Raw genomic sequence first — 14,087 nt, forward strand, 5'->3', positions numbered from 1 at the left:
GTCAAAGGAGCCTTTCTCGATATAGCCCACGACAAAATCCTTATATTTCACGGCACCGATGCCGTACATGAAATTCTTATCCGCCATCTTTCTTTTGTTTTTGAATTAATATTACCGCTAAAACGCATATCACTATTCCAGTCCCCAAACCATAGAAGAAGATTTGAACGGGGTTCGAACGCCGTTTTACCTCCGCCTCGTACAAATCCGCCATTTCCTCCCAGGCTTCCCTGTACGTCTCGGACCTGCCCGCATAATACTCGACCAGGATTTGCAGACTGTCGCAGCTCGCGTGCACGGCGATCACGTCTCCGTCGCGGCTTACCGACACGTTCGCCTGCCCGCTCTTTCCGCTATACGATGCCCTGGGGGGCAGTCTCATCAGGCTGTCAGCCGATATCGCCAGCCGTACCTCCGACTTCGGGACCGCCTCCGTCCGTACAAGGAGGACTTCTTTGGCCAGACTGCCCACCGCCATCCGATTCGCCTCCGTCCGGGAGGTCTCCTTCACAGTCTTTCGGGTGCTCGCGCAACCGGAAAAGCACAGGACAATCACCAGAATGCTTGCAATTGCCGGCATCACCGATAGCCTTGCGAAGCCGGGCCATCTCGCGCTTGGTAGACCCAAACTCCTTCTTGGTCGCACGCAGTTCTTCTCGGGTCTCATTCAATTCCTTCTTTAATGGTTCAACAATATTATCTATCAATATCCGGGTGGCTTGCTCAGTGTTGTCAATCCGGACTGTCTCGGCCTCGGCCCTCGCCTTCTCCGCCTCGGCATTCGCCTTGCGGACAGTCGCCTTCAGCGTGAGAAGCCCGATGACAGCCGCCAATAAACCGCCGCCCAGTACCAGGTTGAGTATTTCACTAAGCTCCATCTCTGATACCCGTTTATGACTTGCTTTCCGATTTCTTGACTATAAGGCCGATAAGCCATTGCACCAGTCCCGTGTCCGCAATCCCGTTCGCGACAAGGGACGCACCGAAACCGTAAAGCAGGGCTATATACCACTGGACATCCGACACAAATCCGGCATCCAGCCACCACAGCAACATGGCGCCCGCAATACCGACGCACCAGCTGACAATTTGGGTTACCCAGCCTTTCATATTCGGAAACAAGCCTTTCAAGCCTTCCGTCAATACTACCACACCGGCCGCAAAACCGGCAAACGTGCCAATCATCGCGTCATAATCCGTAACCGGAACATCGACTCCTTGGGCCATTACTGCCGACACCGTTCCAAGCATCAGCATCAAAAACAACATAATTCGTTTCATTTCTTTCTTCTTTTTTTTATTGGTTAATACCGATTTCTTTAAGCCATTTCTGTACGTCAAAGCTGGGGCAGGCTTTCGCCGCCAACTCATTGTGTCCTACAATGCGAACATCCGGAAAGCGGCGGTGGAAATCCTTCACATACTTCTCCAATGCCTTCTTCTGAGAGGCCGTACGTGTGTCCTTCGGAGTCTTGCCGTCAGCGGCACATCCTCCGGCATACACAATATGCCGGGAAACGGAGTTGTAACCCGCCGCACCGTTGGTGACTTCCCACGGGTCTACATTTGCGTCCTCGTTGTTGTCCACCAAACGCTCCACGCCGCCATTGAGGTGAAACAGGTCGGTGTAACCCACCTGTTTCCAGCCACGGCCGCCCTCGCTTACCGGGGCGGTGTGCCAACGGCGGATGTCCGCCGATGACACCTCACGGCTTTCCGCCGTGGCCGTGCAATGGATGACAAGGTATTTCAACTTGGCCATTACGCACCCCCTCCCTGCTTTTTGGCGGTCAGGGTGATTTTGGCCGTCTTACTACGATCGGCATCAAGGGTGAGGGTGATCGTGCCGGTCTTGTCGTTGCCGGTCGTGTTAGGCTCTGCAGTAACGGTCAGGTCCTCGTCCGTTTCCACCACCTTGAAACCTGCCGGAGCTGCGCTCGCTTTCCATTCACCGGAAGCCGTTACCGCAACCTTCTGCGTGCCGCCGGTACTCTCAAACGTGAGGGTGGCCGGTTCTACGGAAATGGTTTTCTCCGCGGCCTTGAACACGGGGTTGGTACGGGTATCCAGTACGACAGCCTCCTCGCCGAAAGCGATGTTCGTGTCCGCCTTCATCAGCAACTTGAAGAAATACAACTCGCTGGCGTTGGATACCTTGTCGATCTGGATCACGTCCTCGTCATCCTGCAAGTTGACAGCGGCGAAGAAATTGCCGTCCGCGCCCATCGAGCAAAGGGTGGTCACGATCAGATCGTCCGGCCACGCGGAGAGCGTCTCGATGGTGATGCCCTTGTAACGCTTGCTGTTTACGTCCGTCTCGCTGGCGTTCTTGGCCTCCCGTTCGGTCAACTCATCGTCGTACTTGTCGAAATCGTTAACGCTCATGATAATGCGCAGGTTCGGATTGTTACGGATGGCCACGGGGATAGCCTTACGAACGGCCTTCAACTTCTCCAGCATGGTCGCCGGCTTACCCGATACGATGATAAGCTCGGTATCTTTCGTCATCTGTGTCAGGATACCGTTCATCAGATGGTCGTCGTCATCCCCATACGTGCCGTTGATAAAATGGTCACCCAGCTCGAACTTCACCTGCTTGGTCAGCTCGGCCAGCAGGGCGTTCTGTCCTTCAGGGGGCAGTTCGGCGAACACGAGGTTGCCCTTGGGCTGCCACTTGCGCCAAATCTGCTCGTAGGCGCGGGGATTGAACACGGTAAAGGCCATGAAGTCCACCGGGTCAAGGGATTTCTCCGAATAGTTGAAATTCCCCTTGGAATCCTCGATGCCCGGGTGTTCCTTACGTTTCTGCAACATCTTGCCGCTTTTAAGGCGCGGCAGGCTGATTTTTTTCTCCACGCCGGGAATGACCATGATCAGCCCCTTCTCGACGATCTCGTTCCCCGTGGCGGCAAGCGTCAGGATCTGCTCCAGTACCTCGCCGTTGTAATTGGTGTTCTTTACTACTATTGCCATTGTTTATCGGTTTAGTTTGTTCTTGATTTCCGACATGCGCTTGTCCCACGGGCTTTCGCCTCCCACTTCCACGCGCAGGTCAGTGGTCACTCTCTTTTTCGGTTTCAGGCTCCGAAGGGCTTTCTCCCCGTTCTCGCGGTCAGAGCTAAGCAGGTTCTCATACACCGGACGCGTGGTCGCATCGATACGGCCGTCGGCCTCGGCATCGTCCAGCAATTTTTTCCTTGCCGCCTCGTCCTCCTCTTTGGCCTTGTCCGTAAAAGCCTTGTTCTCTTTTTTCAACCTGTCCACCTCGGCTGTCAGGCCGGGAACCTTTCCCGCCTCCTCCTCGAGCGCGTCCATCACGCGGAACACGTCCGAGTCCGTCGCGCAATCCTTGAAGCGCGGACGTTTCTTTACTTCTTCTAAATTCATTTGGGTATCGTTTAATGGCTGTTCAAGCCGGTTGTTGAATATGCGGTAAACCTGTTCGGGCGTACTGTCCTCCGGTACGGGGTCGGCATCATAAACCCCGTCGATAAAACCCAGCGAGAGGGCCTCGTCCGCCTTCAGCCAGTGGTCGGCGTCGTCAAAGTAACGCGCCCGGATTTCCTCCACGCTGGTGCCCAGTCTCGGGGCGTACATCTCGCAGAGGGTGTTTTCCAACGCCTCCACCTCCTCCAAGCAGCGCCTGAGTTCCGTCTTGTTGCCGTAACAACCTCCCGAAACGCTGTGCAGCATCAGTCTCGCGTACTTGCTCATCTCGACGGGCTTTCCGCACAGGGCGATCACGCTGGCCATGCTGGCGGCGATGCCGTCCACATAAATATGGATATCCGCCTTGCTGCCGCGCAGGGCGTTGAAGATGGCAATACCTGTATAGACATCACCGCCGTTGCTGTTTATCCTGACATCGATCCTTTTTCCCGATGCCTCCGCCTCCATGAGCTCGCGAACTATGGCGGCCGCCGTGACATCGCTGTATTCGCCGATGTCACCGTACAAAAGGATGCAGCAGGCGTCCTCACCGGGTATCATATTAAAAAAACGGTTCATTTCTCTATATCGCTTAGGGCGGGTTCCCGCCGTGTTTACGGTGCAAAAATGAAGGTATTTAGGGGATCAGGCAAATCGGATTTTTATCATACACGGCTTATAATGTTATCATTACGCTATAAAGTTGTATCATGCGGCAAGTTTTTTCCCGAACGTCGTTTTTTAGCCACCTTTGTCTAAAAAAAGACACTATGGCGGATAAAATGACTACCGGACAGCGCAAGGAATGGGCGAAACTGCTCTTCGTAAAGGAAAACCTCACGCAGGCGGAAATCGCCGAGCGGGTGGGGGTGTCGCGCGTCACCGTGAACAAATGGATCAACGCAGAAAACTGGGAACACCTGAAGGTATCGGTCACGATCACCAAGGAGGAACAACTAAAGAACCTGTACCGACAACTGGCCGAGCTCAACGGCAAGATCGCCCAGCGGGAACAGGGACAGCGGTTTCCCAACGCCGCGGAAGCGGATACCATCTCCAAGCTGGCAAACGCCATCAAGAAGATGGAAACGGAGGTCGGACTGGCGGATATCACGTCCGTGTTCGCCGACCTGCTCAAATGGTTGCGTACCTACGACGCGGAGCAGGCCAAACAGGTCTGCCCGCTGCTGGACGCTTTTGTCAAATCAAAACTCGCATAGGACATGGCAAAGAAAAGGCTTACACCACAAGACCGGATGGCGTTGGAAGGATGGAACGAACTGGTCGCTTCCATCCGGGAAAACTCGGACATCAACCCGGCGGATTCCACCGCCGAGATCGAGACCAGAAAAAAACGGCTGGAGGCGGACGACGAGGCATGGTTCCGCTACTACTTCGCGCAGTATTACACCTGCAATCCCGCCGACTTCCACAAGAGGGCGACACGGCGTATGATGGCGCATGAAAGATGGTACGAGGTCAGGGCCTGGTCACGAGAGCTGGCCAAGTCCGCACGCGCCATGATGGAGATCATCAAGCTGGCGCTGACCCGCCGGGTGCGCAACGTGCTGCTCATCTCCAACTCGCAGGACAACGCCCAGCGTCTGCTCCTGCCCTTCATGGCCAATCTCGAGGAGAACCAGCGTATCATACAGGACTACGGGACGCAGAAAAAGCCGGGCGCGTGGGAAACAGGGGAATTTACCTGCCAGTCGGGATGTTCCTTCCGCGCCATCGGAGCCGGGCAGTCGCCCCGTGGTACACGTAACAAGAACTTCCGTCCGGACTGCATCCTGATTGACGATATAGACACCGACGAGGAATGCCGCAACCCGGAACGCATCAAGGCCAAATGGAAGTGGCTGGAAGAGGCACTGATACCGACCATGTCCGTATCCGGACATTACCGGGTGCTGTTCAACGGGAACATCATCGCGGCGGACTGCTGCATCACACGCGCCATTGAAAAGGCGGAGGAACTGAAGGCGAAGGGCATCGGGCATGTGGATATCATCAACATACGGGGTAAAAACGGCGTATCCTCATGGCCCGAAAAGAACTCGGAAGAGGACATCGACCTGTTCCTATCCCTGGTCAGCGCGTCCGCCGCCCAGAAGGAGTTTTTCAACAACCCGGTGGCCGACGGCGAGGTGTTCCAGGAGATCGCCTACGGGAAAGTGCCCGCCCTCTCCAAATTCAAGTTCCTCGTCATCTACGGCGACCCCACACCGGGCGAGAACAAAAGCAAGAAGAGCTCCACAAAGGCGCTCTGCCTCCTGGGAAAAATCAGCGGGCGGTTATATGTCATCAAGGCATTTCTCGACCGGGGATTGAACGCAGAGTTCATCCAGTGGTACGTACAGCTGCTGGACTTCGTAGGCGGACGATGCCCCGTGTACTGTTACATGGAGAACAACAAATTGCAAGACCCCTTCTTCCAGCAGGTGTTCCAGCCACTGGTCAGAAAGGTGCGCCGCGAGCAGGGCGTGGAGCTCTACATCAGAGGCGACGAGGACAAGAAAACGGACAAGGCCACCCGTATCGAAGCCAACCTCGAACCGCTCAACCGGGAAGGGAACCTCATTTTTAACGAGGCGGAGCGGGACAATCCACACATGAAGCGGCTGGCAGACCAGTTCCGGCTCTTCAACCTACAGCTTACATATCCCGCCGACGGGCCGGACTGCGTGGAAGGCGGGAACCGTATCATAGACCGTAAACAGCGCGACATGGAACCGGCAAAGAAGATCGCCCGAAGCGTGTTGCGCAAAAATAACAAGTACAGACAATGAGCCAATTTATCGAACTGACAGATTATGACGCCAGTATCCACCGCGAGATACTGGACGCGCTGACACGCGAGGACGAGTCCATCGTGGAGATATGCGAGGACCGTACGCTGGCCGAAATGAGGGGATACCTCTCACGGCGGTATGATTGCGACCGCCTGTTCGCCGCAACCGGTCAGGAACGCAACCAGCTGGTGCTGATGATGGCCGTGGACATCACGGTGTACCACATCTTCTGCATCCACAACCCGCGCAACATGTCCTCCGTCCGAAAAGACCGCTACGACCGGGCAAAGGAATGGCTGGAGGCGGTGGCGGACGGGAACATCAGCATCGACGGCGCACCGCTGCTGCCGCAGGAAGAACGCCGGACACGCTCCGGCTTTATCATAAAAAGCAACCATAAACGTTCAAACCATTTTTAAATCATGGGAAGAAGAAAGAAAAATACAGGGCGCATCACCGTAGGCGGGAACTTGCGCCGGCCGGGCATCACGGGCACGCAAACCATCGTACTCACGCAGCCCAGACGTTTCGGCATCGACATCGCCGACATGACGGCGGCCATCCACGCCTTCGAAAACGTGGACTACTCACGCCGGTTCAAATTGTACGACCTGTACAGCGACATACTGATGGACACGCACCTGTCCAGCGTCATCGACAAAAGGGTCGAGGCCGTGCTGGCACTGGACATAGAGTTCCAGCGCGACGGGAAACCGGACGAGCGCATAAACGAGCAGTTGCAGTCGCCGTGGTTCCGGCGCTGCATCGAGGATATCCTTGCCGCCCGCTGGTGGGGATTCTCGCTCATGCAGTTCTACCGCGAAGGACCGTGGATCAACTACGACCTGATCCCCCGAAAGCACGCCGACCCCGTGCGCCGCCTCATATTACGCCACCAGACGGACATCACGGGAACCCCGTGGGATGAATACCCCGACCTGCTCTTTGTCGGGGACAAGGACGATATGGGGCTGCTGGCGAAGGCCGCGCCGTGGGTCATCTACAAGCGTAACGACATGGCCGACTGGGCGCAGTTCGCCGAAGTTTTCGGGATGCCCATACAGGAGTACACCTACGAGACAGACGATGACGAGGCACGCCAGCGTGCCATCGAAGACGCGACGGGTGTCGGATCATTGGGCGTGTTCATTCATGGCAAGGACACGGAACTGAACCTCAAGGAAGCGGGTAACAAGAGCGGATCGGCGGACCTATACGACAAACTCTGCGAGCGTTGCAACAGCGAGATATCGAAACTGGTACTGGGCAACACGCTGACCACGGAAGCCTCCAAGACCGGGACACAGGCCCTGGGCACGGTACACAAGAAGGTGGAGGACAAAAAGCTGAAGTCGGATTGCCGTTTCCTGCTGAACGTGCTTAACTACGACATGACCGACATTTTCCAGGTAATGGGCATCGATACCTCCGGCGGAAAGTTCTGTTTCCCCGAGCAGAAGGAAACGGACACGAAAACCGAAATGACTGTCCTCTCCACCCTGAAAAGGGACTTCAACCTGCCCATCGATGACGATTTTCTCTACGAAAAGTTCGGCATAGAGAAACCGAAGAACTACAAGCAGCTGAAAGCGGAAGCCGCCCAAAAGACACAAACACCGGCCTCGCCCGTTCCGCCGGAAGGCAAAAAAGAAAAGCCCGAGGAAAAGCCGGACAAAGAGGATGAAGCCCCCACGGGGAGACGGAAAAGGAACTTCATGGCGTGGCTAAAGAGTTTTTTCGACCACGCCCCGCACAAAGACGGGGCGGCTTTAAACTGGTAGTCGACACTCTTTATCGGAATGCCGCAGGCGAGGTATCCTCCGGTTTCACTTTTGACCGGGACGTACTGGAGGCGTTCGTGCGCCGCATCTACGAAAAGGACTTCCACCCCATGACGGACATCGAGCTTCAGATGTTCCGTGCCGTCTGGGATACGCTCGACATCGCCACCGACAAAGGGTTCGGAAAGCGTCCGGCAGATGATCCGGATCATGACTTCTACGAGGAACTGAAACGAAACAACGCCGTATTCGCCGCCTTCAAGGTACACCGCATGCAGAACGACATGGCCGCGCTGCTGCTCGATTCGAACGGCGTTTTAAAACCGTTCGAACGGTGGGCGAAAGAGGTCATGCCCATTGCGGACCATCAAATCTACCAGTGGCTGGAGACCGAATACGATACGGCGATAATCCGGGCGCACCAGGCCGCCAACTGGCGACAGTTCGAGCGTGAGAAGGACGTGCTGCCCAACCTGAAATGGATGCCGTCCACCTCCCTGCATCCGGGAGCCGACCACCGCCGGTTCTGGGGAACGATACGGCCCATTGATGATCCGTTTTGGAATAACCACCGGCCGGGCGACCGCTGGAACTGCAAATGTTCCCTCTCATCCACGGACGAGGAGCCTACCCCCCTACCCGACTTCGATCCCGCCGACAAGCCGCAGGACGGGCTGGAGAACAATCCGGGTAAGGACGCCAGACTGTTCTCGGACAAACACCCGTATATGGCTGAGGCCCATACGGGAGCGCAGGAAGCGGTGGACGCCTTGACAAGACGGATAAACGAAATGATAGCGGAAATGCCGGGTAACCTGACGTATGAGGAAAAGAAGGCCATCGCCATGCATAACCTTGAACTGGAAAAAGTTCTCGGGATCACCAAAGGCAAACCCATGAGCGTGGAAGAGGCGGACAAGCAGAATGCGAACCCGAAACATACAAATGAGTTCATATTAGACCCTAACGGAACTTATCAGGATAAAGCCGGGCGAAGATATAGAAAGAACATGGAATACGACCGGGAAAAAGCCAGGCCTTACAACATCAATTGCCAGACTTGTGCTCCGGCCTATGCCTTACGTTTAAAAGGATTTGATATCACGGCAAAAGGGAATGTGCCCGGTTCAAAACTGGAATATCTGAGCAAAGGACGCGCTTTTGAAGTCTGGAAGAATGCGGACGGAACAACTGCGCAACATACCAGCATTAACGACTGGCTTTACACAAAGGGATACTTGAAAATGACGCCCAAAAGGTATAAGGAGTTTTTCAATGAAATCTGCAAGGAAGAGGGTGTTTATGAATTGTGCATCGGTTGGAAAAACGGAGGCGGACACGCTACCATCCTACAACGGTTTGCCAACGGGGAACTTCGTTATATAGAACCGCAAAGCGATAACTCGGCCGGATCGGGGATGGAATGGAAGGATGTCAAATACCTGTGTGAGATGGGAGCGGCAACTTCTCACAGCTGCAGGGGGATCATGAGAATAGACAACAAACTATTCAACCTCGACTTCTTCGACATCTTTGACATATAAGCCTATGAAATCGAAGACTGAAGGCCCTGTTATCTCAATGGCCTCGCCGTCTTTGTACAAGTACAGGAACGGAAAGCCTATAACAAGATCATCCGGTAGACGCAGCAACCATGCCTTTTGGCCGTCAACGTCACCCAGATACTCAAGATTGCCGCCATATTGTTCCATCATGTTGCCGGCTTCTTTGATTACTTGTTCAGGTATGTTCATAAAAAGATAGTTTTCACAAAAATACGGTTTTTATTTGAAAGGACAACAATAATATGAATATAAAAGATTTTTCGGCCTCGCTCAAGGCTAAACAGAAGGAACTGGACACGCTCATGCGCCGCGAGCTGCCCATCAAGGTGGGACGCATGGCCAAAGACCATTACCAGGATAACTTCCGCAAGGGAGGCTTTGTCAATGGCGGCCTGCAGCGCTGGCCGCAGACGAAACGACAAAACTCCGGCTCCAAGTCGGCGGCGGCAGGTTACGGCCCGCTGCTCTCACGGCGTAACCATCTGTTCTCATCCGTCAAATATACACCGGGAGACTACCGCGTCAGGGTGGCCAACGACGTGGAATACGCCCCGCTGCATAACTGGGGAGGCGAGACACATCCGACCGTGACACCCCGGATGCGGAAGTTTGCATGGGCGATGTATTACAAAGCGGTAGGCAAACGGAAAAAGGGTAAAACAAGGCAAGGAGAACTGCCGCCGGAGGCCGGTATGTGGAAAGGGCTCGCCCTTACCCGGAAGAAAAAGTTGAAGGTAAAAATCCCTCAACGCCAGTTTATCGGTGAAAGCACGGAATTGAACAAACAAATCAGGCAAATCGTCGAAGCGGAAATAAGAAACATTTTAAAATAAACAACATGGAAGAACTGTACATCGCAATCCTGAAAAGGATAGAAAATGAAATGCCGGAAATAGCCTACATCGACGAGGACTACGGCCAACTGGAAGGAATGAATTCGGAAAACGAGGATTTTTATCCGGTGACGTTTCCATGCGTATTGGTAGGAAACACCGAAGCGGACTGGAAAGACATCGGGCTGGGAACGCAGGCGGGAGAAATAACATTGACCGTCCGACTGGGCATCGACTGTTACCACGATACCCACATCGGAAGCGGAACGACCGGGCGTATCAAGGAACGTATGGAAATGGCCGGGAAACTATACCGGACACTGCAAAACTTCCAGTTCTGCCGGAACATGGACGAACTGGTCAGAGTCAAAAGCCGGGATTATACCCTGCCCGGAAACATCAAGGTGTATGAATTTGTGTTCTCGTTCAGCTATCGCGATGAATCTGCGCTATTGGATAGCCGGCATCGTCCGTGAACAGGGAAAGCTGTTTGAAGGTTAAACGGGGCGCACGGACTTTGGGGACCGGGTGGATATCCGGATCGACCTTGCTGCGTTCACGGATAATGGCCATGATGCGCTCCTCCGACAAAAAGAACTCTTTGGAGAGTATCTTCAGGGCACGGTCAAAGCGGACGCTCTGCGCCTCCGTCCAATAATAGTAACGGCGGCACAGGGCTTCATTTCGTTCTCTGATCAACTGTTTGTCTCGTCCTTTGGCCATAAATCAATGTATTTAATACAAAAGTACAGCTTTATACCGTATTTTACGGCGGCATTGGCTTTTAAGTTTGTTTGGAACAGACGGTTTTTAAGTTTGTTTAAACCAATCACCCCAAAAAACAATCGGCGGGACAGCTTTTTGTTCCGCCGATTGCTAATTATTATCCGGTTATTTCGTCGATTCCAACTGTTGCAATCGTTTCAAGTGGTAAACCACCGCCTCGAAAAACTCAGGGCTTCTCTCACTTTGCCGTTTTTTGACTCTGCTTCTCAATCGTGGGATTTGTTCCTTGATAATTTCCGCCGTTCCTTCGGCATCTTTGACGCATTGTGCCACACTGGGAACCAGTCCTAAATCTTTCATGTTCATAATTCAATCCTCTATTATATCGTTGCTTTGCAATAAACGTTTCATGCTCCTGTCCCTTTCCGCTTTGCTGGGGTAATAATCGCCGTATCTTTTCCAGCTATGCGGATTGGCTTCACTTTTGAATTTTATGCATGGAGAAGGATAATCCATCCGGCGAAGTATGGTATAACCTGCCTTGCATAATTTGGCTTGATCTGTCGCATTCATATTCAACAGATATTAAAGCCTTCCGACTGTTCACAGAAATCTGCCAGCATTTCTATCTTATGTAAGAACTCTTCAGCCGGTGGTTCCGCTTTTTCCCCTAACATGGATTTGATCTTGATTTGTCCCTGTTCCGACAGTTGGTCCCATTCTTCCTTCAACTCCCTTTTTACAGAGACATACCCCCTAAAGAGCCTCGCCATGATACAGGCTTCTTCTTTTGTGACTTCAAATCCGTCATTGCTTACCGGACTGCCATCTTTCCGGGAACCGACATAAATATATTTTCCCGGAGAAAATGTGTGGTCCCCATAGCCAAACAGGTAGCAAGCACCGGTTTCGTTCAGTATGACGGGCCATGTAAATATCATTCCGCTTTTACAATCGACCCCCTTTTTTTTTGGTATTAAATCATAACCCATAATTATTCTGTTTCCTCCTGTTTTTGTAGTGTTAAACCCAAAGCAGCCATTGCTATTCCCAATTCCATTTCCTTTTTTTGTTCTCCCGCAAGTTCCATGGGGAAAAGAATTGGTTCTGCAACCATTTTCTGCCAGACTTCATCCGACAGGTTTATATCAGCTAAAAAACACGCTGTCTGAACCACGTTCTTATCCAATTCCATTACTATTCTTACTTTTTCTCCCATGACTGATTATTTTTAATCGTTTTCTGGCACATAAGCCGATACATAAGTTGTTACCTCACACGATACGATCACACGCCCGGAACCTTTACACTGCGGGCAGGTCGCGCCCTCTTTCGTCCCCTTGCCCTCGCAGACCTTGCAGACCACGATATGCGGTGGGATCATTCTCTCCCGTTTTGGTAACAGTTCGTCCGTCTTATTCGGTCGATCTGCTTTTCTTTTTAACCTGTTTAAAATACTGTTCATCATTTCTCCTCTGTTTTAAAAATTAATCATTGTCAGACCAAACCTGCTGTCCGGCATTTTCGGACCATAGGTTTTCAAGAGTCGTAATCCGCTTTCCAGTCCACCGTAACGACAGCCCTCATTCTACCCGTCCCGTCACAACGGGGGCAAGTCTTCCACCTGTAATCGTCACGCCCTATTTCTTCCTGGAAACCGCCACTCCCGTTACAGGAGGGGCAAATAAAGCCCCTGGCTTTCACAACCTCCGTCTTGGGGGTGTATTTGTCAATAAAAAGATCGATCGATTGTACGCTCCTGCTCATACTCTCACCTCCCCTTCCTGACACGGGAACAATCCCGGTTCTTTAGATTCCTTCAGGTATTCCAGAAGGCAAAGGTCGATCAGCTGGGTTTCCCAATTGACCGGGCGATGCTTGTACATGGCGCGAAGCGCCTGCCTGCAATCTTCCGCCGAAAGGCCCATGTCCAACTTTGAAACGAACAGGTTTATATCCGAAAGGTGGATGCGTTTCACGTCTATGATCCGGGCATTCCCCTTCCAGATGCCCTTCAAGTAAATCTGCTTGACGGCACCGACGCAATATTTCACGGGATCATGCAGCCTCATGGTTGTGAAGCTATCGCCGTTCAATTTCCCGTTCCAGTTTTTAGAAAATTCTATTCTTTCTACCATAATCTTGTGATATTTTCCATTGGATTGTTTGCATTTGAAACAATATACCAGCCATTTCCCCTCTGTTTTATCCACCCGACAAACCGAATACTGAAAGTCGCAGGGACAGACATATATCCAGTAGCCGGGGGTAAGGGTGGCAGATTTTACCTTCATGCCTCTGTCATTCCTAACGGTATCGCTATCCATGCCCCGTTATCGTTCTTAATCTCGGCCCGGATGAACTGTTTGCTGATGGCCGGCTGGTAGGCCTCCTCGATGATCTGCACGCCTTCCATGAAACGCTCGTCTTCCGATTCCTCGGCTATCTTGCGAAGCTGGACAATACGGCTTGCCTTCAGCGTTCCTTGCGCGTTACGGGCCAACAGGCGGAGTACCATTTTTACGAGTGCCTTCGTTTTCTTGTTGTCGGCAAGCCCCTCGATATACTCCTTCACGATGGCGATACCGTCCTCCACCGTGTCGCGGTAGCCATCGGTTTCATAATACCCTACGGTGATACGCTTGTCTCCAGCGGAATTGGTAAAGGTGTCTGTGCGTTGGCCGTCCTTTTTCAATTTCAAGACTTCCGACTTCATGTCGATCACGCGGCGGAAGTTATTCAGTACGCCGTTTTTCACGGTCTTGATGCAGTCGCTTACCGCTTGCAAGTCCGGGATCGCCTCCTCGATCGTTTCGTCCACCAGTTCCTTGTAGGCCTCGCGGTCACGTTTGGCCTGTTCCTTGGCTCGCTTGGCGGCCTGTTCTGCCTTGAACGCCTCGAATTGTTTCAGTTCTTCGTCCGTCATTTCAACGGCTTTTCTTTCTTCTGTCATAGCTT

Annotated in this window: 23 protein-coding genes; 7 read left to right on the forward strand and 16 right to left on the reverse strand. The window is 52.8% G+C overall.

What is annotated here, in order from left to right; genetic code table 11:
* Positions 1–76: 76 nt before the first annotated feature.
* From BQ9893_RS15205 to BQ9893_RS15230, 6 genes are read right to left on the reverse strand one after another with little or no spacing between them, the layout of a single operon-like run.
* Complete coding sequence (locus BQ9893_RS15205) at positions 77–478, reverse strand: hypothetical protein (RefSeq protein ID WP_241682670.1); 402 nt, start codon at positions 476–478, stop codon at positions 77–79.
* The gene (locus BQ9893_RS15210; protein WP_005647405.1) at positions 390–878 is read right to left on the reverse strand and encodes a hypothetical protein; all 489 of its coding nucleotides are present in this window, start codon (positions 876–878) and stop codon (positions 390–392) included. Before BQ9893_RS15210 ends, BQ9893_RS15205 begins: the two co-directional genes overlap by 89 nt.
* A 13-nt stretch (positions 879–891) precedes the next feature.
* Positions 892–1,281, reverse strand: coding sequence for a hypothetical protein (locus tag BQ9893_RS15215; protein WP_005647407.1), 390 nt, complete (start codon positions 1,279–1,281; stop codon positions 892–894).
* 16 nt (positions 1,282–1,297) lie between these two features.
* Positions 1,298–1,762, reverse strand: coding sequence for an N-acetylmuramoyl-L-alanine amidase (locus BQ9893_RS15220; RefSeq protein ID WP_005647409.1), 465 nt, complete (start codon positions 1,760–1,762; stop codon positions 1,298–1,300).
* Positions 1,762–2,973 carry a BACON domain-containing protein gene (locus BQ9893_RS15225; protein ID WP_005647411.1) on the reverse strand — a complete coding sequence of 404 codons (1,212 nt, stop codon included), beginning with the start codon at positions 2,971–2,973 and terminating at the stop codon, positions 1,762–1,764. The genes BQ9893_RS15220 and BQ9893_RS15225 overlap by 1 nt, the downstream gene beginning before the upstream one ends.
* Before the next feature lie 3 nt (positions 2,974–2,976).
* Entirely contained in the window at positions 2,977–4,008 is a 1,032-nt protein-coding gene (locus tag BQ9893_RS15230; protein WP_005647414.1) for a head maturation protease, ClpP-related, read from the reverse strand.
* 191 nt (positions 4,009–4,199) lie between these two features.
* Here BQ9893_RS15230 and BQ9893_RS15235 point away from each other — a divergent pair, with 191 nt between their 5' ends.
* Genes BQ9893_RS15235 through BQ9893_RS15255 form a run of 5 tightly spaced genes read left to right on the forward strand, consistent with a single transcriptional unit; the run spans position 4,200 to position 9,549 of the window.
* Positions 4,200–4,649, forward strand: coding sequence for a helix-turn-helix domain-containing protein (locus BQ9893_RS15235; protein WP_005647416.1), 450 nt, complete (start codon positions 4,200–4,202; stop codon positions 4,647–4,649).
* 3 nt (positions 4,650–4,652) lie between these two features.
* Positions 4,653–6,221, forward strand: a complete 1,569-nt coding sequence (locus BQ9893_RS15240) for a hypothetical protein (RefSeq protein WP_005647418.1) — start codon at positions 4,653–4,655, stop codon at positions 6,219–6,221.
* Positions 6,218–6,643: a phage protein Gp36 family protein gene (locus tag BQ9893_RS15245; protein WP_005647420.1), complete on the forward strand. Its 426-nt coding sequence runs from the start codon at positions 6,218–6,220 to the stop codon at positions 6,641–6,643. Before BQ9893_RS15240 ends, BQ9893_RS15245 begins: the two co-directional genes overlap by 4 nt.
* 3 nt (positions 6,644–6,646) lie before the next feature.
* Complete coding sequence (locus tag BQ9893_RS15250; protein ID WP_075966772.1) at positions 6,647–8,005, forward strand: phage portal protein family protein; 1,359 nt, start codon at positions 6,647–6,649, stop codon at positions 8,003–8,005.
* Complete coding sequence (locus tag BQ9893_RS15255; RefSeq protein ID WP_005647424.1) at positions 7,945–9,549, forward strand: phage minor head protein; 1,605 nt, start codon at positions 7,945–7,947, stop codon at positions 9,547–9,549. Before BQ9893_RS15250 ends, BQ9893_RS15255 begins: the two co-directional genes overlap by 61 nt.
* On the opposite strand, the gene BQ9893_RS15260 is transcribed toward BQ9893_RS15255, so the two are convergent.
* Positions 9,511–9,759, reverse strand: coding sequence for a hypothetical protein (locus BQ9893_RS15260; RefSeq protein WP_005647426.1), 249 nt, complete (start codon positions 9,757–9,759; stop codon positions 9,511–9,513). The two genes, BQ9893_RS15255 and BQ9893_RS15260, sit on opposite strands and share 39 nt — an antisense overlap.
* A gap of 53 nt (positions 9,760–9,812) precedes the next feature.
* On the opposite strand from BQ9893_RS15260, the gene BQ9893_RS15265 reads away from it, so the two are divergent.
* Both BQ9893_RS15265 and BQ9893_RS15270 read left to right on the forward strand, forming a co-directional pair.
* Positions 9,813–10,403 (forward strand): phage virion morphogenesis family protein, encoded by a 591-nt coding sequence (locus tag BQ9893_RS15265; protein ID WP_005647428.1) that lies wholly within the window; start codon positions 9,813–9,815, stop codon positions 10,401–10,403.
* Positions 10,404–10,408: 5 nt separating this feature from the next.
* Entirely contained in the window at positions 10,409–10,879 is a 471-nt protein-coding gene (locus tag BQ9893_RS15270) for a hypothetical protein (RefSeq protein ID WP_005647430.1), read from the forward strand.
* Here the strand turns inward: BQ9893_RS15270 and BQ9893_RS15275 are convergent.
* The 9 genes from BQ9893_RS15275 to BQ9893_RS15315 form a co-directional block, all read right to left on the reverse strand.
* Positions 10,830–11,126: a hypothetical protein gene (locus BQ9893_RS15275; RefSeq protein WP_005647433.1), complete on the reverse strand. Its 297-nt coding sequence runs from the start codon at positions 11,124–11,126 to the stop codon at positions 10,830–10,832. The genes BQ9893_RS15270 and BQ9893_RS15275 overlap by 50 nt on opposite strands.
* Before the next feature lie 168 nt (positions 11,127–11,294).
* Positions 11,295–11,495: a hypothetical protein gene (locus BQ9893_RS15280; RefSeq protein WP_005647436.1), complete on the reverse strand. Its 201-nt coding sequence runs from the start codon at positions 11,493–11,495 to the stop codon at positions 11,295–11,297.
* A gap of 3 nt (positions 11,496–11,498) precedes the next feature.
* Positions 11,499–11,702: a hypothetical protein gene (locus tag BQ9893_RS15285; RefSeq protein WP_005647439.1), complete on the reverse strand. Its 204-nt coding sequence runs from the start codon at positions 11,700–11,702 to the stop codon at positions 11,499–11,501.
* Between the two features lie 2 nt (positions 11,703–11,704).
* Positions 11,705–12,070, reverse strand: coding sequence for a hypothetical protein (locus BQ9893_RS15290; RefSeq protein WP_005647441.1), 366 nt, complete (start codon positions 12,068–12,070; stop codon positions 11,705–11,707).
* A 53-nt stretch (positions 12,071–12,123) separates the two neighbouring features.
* The gene (locus BQ9893_RS15295; protein WP_005647443.1) at positions 12,124–12,348 is read right to left on the reverse strand and encodes a hypothetical protein; all 225 of its coding nucleotides are present in this window, start codon (positions 12,346–12,348) and stop codon (positions 12,124–12,126) included.
* Positions 12,349–12,360: 12 nt separating this feature from the next.
* Positions 12,361–12,513 carry a molecular chaperone DnaJ gene (locus tag BQ9893_RS15300; protein ID WP_167369879.1) on the reverse strand — a complete coding sequence of 51 codons (153 nt, stop codon included), beginning with the start codon at positions 12,511–12,513 and terminating at the stop codon, positions 12,361–12,363.
* A gap of 155 nt (positions 12,514–12,668) precedes the next feature.
* Positions 12,669–12,896, reverse strand: coding sequence for a DnaJ-like cysteine-rich domain-containing protein (locus BQ9893_RS15305; RefSeq protein ID WP_005647447.1), 228 nt, complete (start codon positions 12,894–12,896; stop codon positions 12,669–12,671).
* Complete coding sequence (locus tag BQ9893_RS15310; protein WP_139322615.1) at positions 12,893–13,267, reverse strand: ASCH domain-containing protein; 375 nt, start codon at positions 13,265–13,267, stop codon at positions 12,893–12,895. Before BQ9893_RS15310 ends, BQ9893_RS15305 begins: the two co-directional genes overlap by 4 nt.
* 152 nt (positions 13,268–13,419) lie before the next feature.
* Positions 13,420–14,082 carry a DUF3164 family protein gene (locus BQ9893_RS15315; RefSeq protein WP_005647450.1) on the reverse strand — a complete coding sequence of 221 codons (663 nt, stop codon included), beginning with the start codon at positions 14,080–14,082 and terminating at the stop codon, positions 13,420–13,422.
* Between the last annotated feature and the right edge of the window lie 5 nt (positions 14,083–14,087).

This window comes from Parabacteroides massiliensis, from assembly GCF_900155425.1.
Lineage (GTDB): Bacteria > Bacteroidota > Bacteroidia > Bacteroidales > Tannerellaceae > Parabacteroides > Parabacteroides massiliensis.

What these genes read in the sequence shown, in the direction of transcription:
- BQ9893_RS15205 (WP_241682670.1), bottom strand. Translation starts at nt 478, where the DNA reads ATGGCGGTGGGCAGTCTGGCCAAAGAAGTCCTCCTTGTACGGACGGAG.
- BQ9893_RS15210 (WP_005647405.1), bottom strand. Translation starts at nt 878, where the DNA reads ATGGAGCTTAGTGAAATACTCAACCTGGTACTGGGCGGCGGTTTATTG.
- BQ9893_RS15215 (WP_005647407.1), bottom strand. Translation starts at nt 1,281, where the DNA reads ATGAAACGAATTATGTTGTTTTTGATGCTGATGCTTGGAACGGTGTCG.
- BQ9893_RS15220 (WP_005647409.1), bottom strand. Translation starts at nt 1,762, where the DNA reads ATGGCCAAGTTGAAATACCTTGTCATCCATTGCACGGCCACGGCGGAA.
- BQ9893_RS15225 (WP_005647411.1), bottom strand. Translation starts at nt 2,973, where the DNA reads ATGGCAATAGTAGTAAAGAACACCAATTACAACGGCGAGGTACTGGAG.
- BQ9893_RS15230 (WP_005647414.1), bottom strand. Translation starts at nt 4,008, where the DNA reads ATGAACCGTTTTTTTAATATGATACCCGGTGAGGACGCCTGCTGCATC.
- BQ9893_RS15235 (WP_005647416.1), top strand. Translation starts at nt 4,200, where the DNA reads ATGGCGGATAAAATGACTACCGGACAGCGCAAGGAATGGGCGAAACTG.
- BQ9893_RS15240 (WP_005647418.1), top strand. Translation starts at nt 4,653, where the DNA reads ATGGCAAAGAAAAGGCTTACACCACAAGACCGGATGGCGTTGGAAGGA.
- BQ9893_RS15245 (WP_005647420.1), top strand. Translation starts at nt 6,218, where the DNA reads ATGAGCCAATTTATCGAACTGACAGATTATGACGCCAGTATCCACCGC.
- BQ9893_RS15250 (WP_075966772.1), top strand. Translation starts at nt 6,647, where the DNA reads ATGGGAAGAAGAAAGAAAAATACAGGGCGCATCACCGTAGGCGGGAAC.
- BQ9893_RS15260 (WP_005647426.1), bottom strand. Translation starts at nt 9,759, where the DNA reads ATGAACATACCTGAACAAGTAATCAAAGAAGCCGGCAACATGATGGAA.
- BQ9893_RS15265 (WP_005647428.1), top strand. Translation starts at nt 9,813, where the DNA reads ATGAATATAAAAGATTTTTCGGCCTCGCTCAAGGCTAAACAGAAGGAA.
- BQ9893_RS15270 (WP_005647430.1), top strand. Translation starts at nt 10,409, where the DNA reads ATGGAAGAACTGTACATCGCAATCCTGAAAAGGATAGAAAATGAAATG.
- BQ9893_RS15275 (WP_005647433.1), bottom strand. Translation starts at nt 11,126, where the DNA reads ATGGCCAAAGGACGAGACAAACAGTTGATCAGAGAACGAAATGAAGCC.
- BQ9893_RS15280 (WP_005647436.1), bottom strand. Translation starts at nt 11,495, where the DNA reads ATGAACATGAAAGATTTAGGACTGGTTCCCAGTGTGGCACAATGCGTC.
- BQ9893_RS15285 (WP_005647439.1), bottom strand. Translation starts at nt 11,702, where the DNA reads ATGAATGCGACAGATCAAGCCAAATTATGCAAGGCAGGTTATACCATA.
- BQ9893_RS15290 (WP_005647441.1), bottom strand. Translation starts at nt 12,070, where the DNA reads ATGATATTTACATGGCCCGTCATACTGAACGAAACCGGTGCTTGCTAC.
- BQ9893_RS15295 (WP_005647443.1), bottom strand. Translation starts at nt 12,348, where the DNA reads ATGGGAGAAAAAGTAAGAATAGTAATGGAATTGGATAAGAACGTGGTT.
- BQ9893_RS15300 (WP_167369879.1), bottom strand. Translation starts at nt 12,513, where the DNA reads ATGATCCCACCGCATATCGTGGTCTGCAAGGTCTGCGAGGGCAAGGGG.
- BQ9893_RS15305 (WP_005647447.1), bottom strand. Translation starts at nt 12,896, where the DNA reads ATGAGCAGGAGCGTACAATCGATCGATCTTTTTATTGACAAATACACC.
- BQ9893_RS15310 (WP_139322615.1), bottom strand. Translation starts at nt 13,267, where the DNA reads ATGGTAGAAAGAATAGAATTTTCTAAAAACTGGAACGGGAAATTGAAC.
- BQ9893_RS15315 (WP_005647450.1), bottom strand. Translation starts at nt 14,082, where the DNA reads ATGACAGAAGAAAGAAAAGCCGTTGAAATGACGGACGAAGAACTGAAA.